Below are 4,145 nucleotides of genomic sequence, written 5' to 3' on the forward strand. Positions count from 1 at the left end.
GAAGGCCGTACACTGCCTGAAGCAAAGAGGCGCCTGGTTCCTGTTCCTGCCACCGTACAGTCCGGATTTGAACCCGATTGAGCAGGTCTTCTCCCAGATCAAAGCGCACTTGCGCACAGCCGAAGCCCGAACCGTTGAGGCGCTCTGGCACGCCATCGGCGACATTTGCGATCTGGTCGAGCCCGACGCATGCCGCAACTACTTCACCGCTGCCGGATATGGATTCGTCTGAATGCCCGTTGCTCTAGCCCTGCCCTTGAGGATCCCGCTCAGGTGATAGGATGAAAACGGTCTTAACTTGCCTTCGCTGATCGTGCGATCTGCGCGATTGCACCGCGTTTGCCCTAAACTGGCGCATCTAGTCCAAAAGTTGGGCCTGTTTGACTAACAAACAGGATTGACGGTTTCTATCTATCGGCTGATGTTTGCCTTCCCTTACGGAAATGGCAATGGCAGGCAGCACGAAGAGACGAACGCAGCAGGAGCGTAGCGCTGACACCACGCTCAAGCTACTCAACGCGACCATCGATCTGCTGCATGATCGTGGCCTCTATCGCATGTCCACGTCAGACATTGCTGAGATCGCGGGCGTTTCCCGCGGAGCGCTGACGCATCACTTCAGCTCTAAAGAAGAAATCATCGCGGCTGCCGTTTCTCACCAGCTTCGCAATGCCACGAACAGCCTCCATGCAATGGCTGCAGAAATACGCCAGTCGGGCGGGAGCTCCGACGAGATCGTCGATTACCTGTGGCGGCTGATGAGCGATCGTCTGTTCTACGTCACCCTGGAGTACCTGCCCGAGGCGCGGCACAATCCGGAATTCCATAAGCGCATCATCCCTGTCGTCAAGGAGTTTCACCTGGGGCTCAACTCCGTTTGGGYCGAGCTTGCTGAGCAGGCCGGTGTCGAAGTGGGGCATGCGCTCAATCTCATGAACTCCACGATGTGTCTGATCCGCGGAATGCTCGCCCAGTCAGCAGTGAGGGATGACCCGGAATACTTCAACGCGCTTCTCAATTTCTGGAAGGAAAAGATGCGCGGCGAATTCGTATCGAGGAGCGGCGATCGTTCCGTGAGTCCAGGTCAAGCGAGGCAGAGTTTCTCTGATCTCGAGGTCGCCCCAAAGAAGTCGAGTCGTCAAAGAATAGGGAAGGGGCGATGAATATGCACACACATGCAGAGGTACAATCGCCGAACGTTCAGGAGGCGTCTGCGCATCCTCTGACGGTGAAGGATGTCCGCCTCGCATTCGGAGGCCTGAAGGCTCTCGATGGAGCGTCGTTTCGGATTCAACCCGGAATCGTTACAGGCCTGATCGGGCCTAACGGCGCCGGAAAGACGACGATGTTCAACGTCATTTCCGGCCTCTACAAGCCGGATTCTGGGGCCATCAGTTTCATGGGTAAGCCCATCGCGCGCCTGAGCCCACACCTCATTACGCGTCTCGGTCTTGTGCGGACATTCCAGATCGCGCGCGGCTTTCCCAAGCTCACGGTTTTCGAACACCTCATGGTCTATGGCGCGCAGCAGCCCGGCGAGAGCATTGCGACGGCGCTGATCGGATCCGCCAGCGCGCGCCGGCGTGAAGCGGAACTTGCCGAGAAAGCGCTGTCGATTGCCACTCGTCTGCGGTTGGCGCATGTCATCGACAACAAGGTGACGGATCTCTCAGGCGGCCAGAAGAAGCTCCTCGAGATCGGGCGCGCGCTCATGGCCGAGCCGCGCATGATCCTCTTCGACGAGCCGGCGGCAGGCGTGAACCCAACCCTCGCGGAGGAGATCGGAGATCATCTGCTCTCGCTCGTGTCGGAAGGCGTACCCGTTCTGCTCATCGAGCACGACATGGCGCTGATCGAACGCATCTGTGAGCGCGTGATCGTGATGGCGCAGGGTCGGACCCTGGCGGAAGGCACCTTCGATGAGGTGCGTGAGAACCATGAAGTTCAAGATGCGTACCTTGGAGGCCGCAGATGAGATTGCTTGATGTCACGGGCATCGTCGGCGGCTATGCCTCCGCCGAGCATATCGTGAAGGGCGTCGCATTAAGTGCGGATGCGGGCGAGGTGGTTACGATCATCGGCCCGAACGGCGCAGGAAAATCGACCGCGCTGAAACTGATCTCCGGATTGCTCTCTCCTTCGCAGGGCAAGGTCATGATCGGCGACACGGACATCACAAGGCAATCGCCGCAGATGATTGCGAAAGCGGGTCTCGGCTTCGTGCCGCAGGAGCGCAATGTCTTCGGCACGCTGTCGATTGCTGAGAACCTGGAAGTCAGCTGCCTGTTCGAGCGCAGTGCATCGAAGAGCCGAATGGAGGAGGCTTATGCGCGCTTCCCCATGCTGTTCGAGAAGCGCCGTATCTCGGCAAAGAGTTTGTCCGGCGGCCAGCGCCAGATTCTGGCCATGGCCATGGCCCTCATGGGAAAGCCGCGCGCGCTGTTGCTCGACGAGCCCACGGCTGGTCTTAGCCCGAAGGCGGCCCATGAGCTTTTCGAGTACATCCGCCGCATCGCCAACGAGGGTATCGCGATCCTCATGGTCGAGCAGAACGCATTGGAGTCCCTCGAAGTCTCCGACCGCGCCTATGTGCTCGTCGATGGACGCAACCATCTCGACGGCACAGCCGATGCCGTCGCCAACAATCCCGATATTCGCCGGCTTTTCCTGGGCGGGCGCGCCACCAAACCGACCGGGGTGGACATGCAATCCGGTTCACAGCGTCACTAGAGAGGAAGATCAATGACCGACTTCACGCGCAGACATATTCTTGGCGCCGGCCTGGTCGTCGCAGGCACGATGGCGATGCCGGCAGTCCTGCGGGCCCAGACCGGACCCATCAAGCTTGGAACCCTGACGCCACTGACGGGTTCGGGCGGATCCTATGGGCCTGCCATGGCGAACGCCGTGAAGAAGGCCGCCGAGGAAATCAACAAGGCAGGCGGCGTTAATGGCCGCGAGTTGCTCATCATCTCGGAAGACGATCAGACCAGCCCCGAGGCAGGCCTGCGCGCAGCGCGCAAGCTCATCGATATCGACAAGGTCTCGGCGATCATCGGCACCTGGGCTTCGTCGGTGACGACGGCGGTTGCGCCTGTGTGCTCGCAGTCGGGCGTGTTCCTCTCCACCGTATCGGGCGCTGAGTCCATCACGCAGCTTCCCCATCAGGGCTTCCTGATCCGCACGCAGCCGACCACGAGTCTCCAGGGCGTCAAGTTCGGCGAGTTCGCGCTCGGCAACAACAACAAGAATGTGGCTTTCGTCTCGCCGCAGACGCCCTTCACCGAGTCTCAGTACGCTTCTCTGTCGAAGGTCGTGACGGCTGCGGGCGGCAAGACGAGCTCGCTCATCTACGACGACAAGAAGACAACGCTTCGCACCGAAGTGGACCAGGTGCTGCGCAGCAAGCCCGACGCCATCGTCATGGGCGGATACACGAACGACACGGCCGTTCTCGTGCGTGACCTTTACCGCGCCAGCTTCCGCGGCAACCTGTACGGTTTCGCCTATGCCGTGAACAAGCAGCTCGTGGACGCGCTGCCCGGCGACGTGAGCGAGGGCATCTACACCCTGGCGCCGTCCCCGGCGGAAGGCAGCAACGCCTACAAGAGCGTTGCGCGCCTGCTCGGCATCGATACGCCCGATACCTATAGCTGCCAGGTTTACGATCACCTCAACCTGATCGCGATGGCGCTGGCTGTCGGCAAGGGTGATACGGGCACGGTAATCAAGGATAACATTCGCAAGGTCTCTCAAGGTGGCGGCGAGCGTGTCGAAAATGCCGTCGACGGCCTGAAGCTCATCGCAGACGGCAAGAAGGTTGATTACGACGGCGCTTCCGGCCCGTGCGATTTCACCGATATCGGTGACATCACGGATGCCAAGTTCCGTTATGAGCAGGTCAAGGGCGGCAAGATCACTCTGCTGAAGATCGCGTGATGTTCGACGCGGTTCTTCAAGCCCTCATCAATGGCGTGATTGCCGGAGCGCTTCTGGCGATTCCGGCAATAGGCTTCAGCGCCATTTTCGCGGTGTTGAGGTTCCCGAACTTTGCGATTGGTGCGCTGGCTACGGCCGGCGCATACTTCGCCTGGATCGCGAATGTCGACTTCGGGCTCCCGATCGTGGCGGCGACTGCCGTGGCC

At 60.2% G+C, this 4,145-nt stretch carries 5 protein-coding genes and 1 pseudogene; all 6 read left to right on the top strand.

All coding sequences use genetic code 11. From position 1 onward, the window contains the following. The coding region (locus ACXJKO_RS30145; protein WP_457091306.1) for a transposase at positions 1–232 on the top strand (232 nt) is incomplete at its 5' end. 217 nt (positions 233–449) lie between these two features. Further along, entirely contained in the window at positions 450–1,163 is a 714-nt protein-coding gene (locus ACXJKO_RS30150; RefSeq protein ID WP_457094701.1) for a TetR/AcrR family transcriptional regulator, read from the top strand. Beyond that, positions 1,160–1,975 (top strand): ABC transporter ATP-binding protein, encoded by an 816-nt coding sequence (locus ACXJKO_RS30155; RefSeq protein ID WP_457094702.1) that lies wholly within the window; start codon positions 1,160–1,162, stop codon positions 1,973–1,975. Before ACXJKO_RS30150 ends, ACXJKO_RS30155 begins: the two co-directional genes overlap by 4 nt. Next, positions 1,972–2,730 carry an ABC transporter ATP-binding protein gene (locus ACXJKO_RS30160; protein ID WP_457094703.1) on the top strand — a complete coding sequence of 253 codons (759 nt, stop codon included), beginning with the start codon at positions 1,972–1,974 and terminating at the stop codon, positions 2,728–2,730. The genes ACXJKO_RS30155 and ACXJKO_RS30160 overlap by 4 nt, the downstream gene beginning before the upstream one ends. Before the next feature lie 12 nt (positions 2,731–2,742). Continuing rightward, a complete protein-coding gene (locus ACXJKO_RS30165) occupies positions 2,743–3,939 on the top strand; it encodes an ABC transporter substrate-binding protein (protein ID WP_457094704.1) in 1,197 nt (398 codons plus the stop codon). After that, a pseudogene (locus ACXJKO_RS30170) lies at positions 3,939–4,145 on the top strand (branched-chain amino acid ABC transporter permease); the annotation flags it as partial. The gene ACXJKO_RS30165 and the pseudogene ACXJKO_RS30170, both read left to right, overlap by 1 nt.

Source organism: Microvirga sp. P5_D2, from assembly GCF_054049475.1.

What these genes read in the sequence shown, in the direction of transcription:
- ACXJKO_RS30155 (WP_457094702.1), top strand. Translation starts at nt 1,160, where the DNA reads ATGAATATGCACACACATGCAGAGGTACAATCGCCGAACGTTCAGGAG.
- ACXJKO_RS30160 (WP_457094703.1), top strand. Translation starts at nt 1,972, where the DNA reads ATGAGATTGCTTGATGTCACGGGCATCGTCGGCGGCTATGCCTCCGCC.
- ACXJKO_RS30165 (WP_457094704.1), top strand. Translation starts at nt 2,743, where the DNA reads ATGACCGACTTCACGCGCAGACATATTCTTGGCGCCGGCCTGGTCGTC.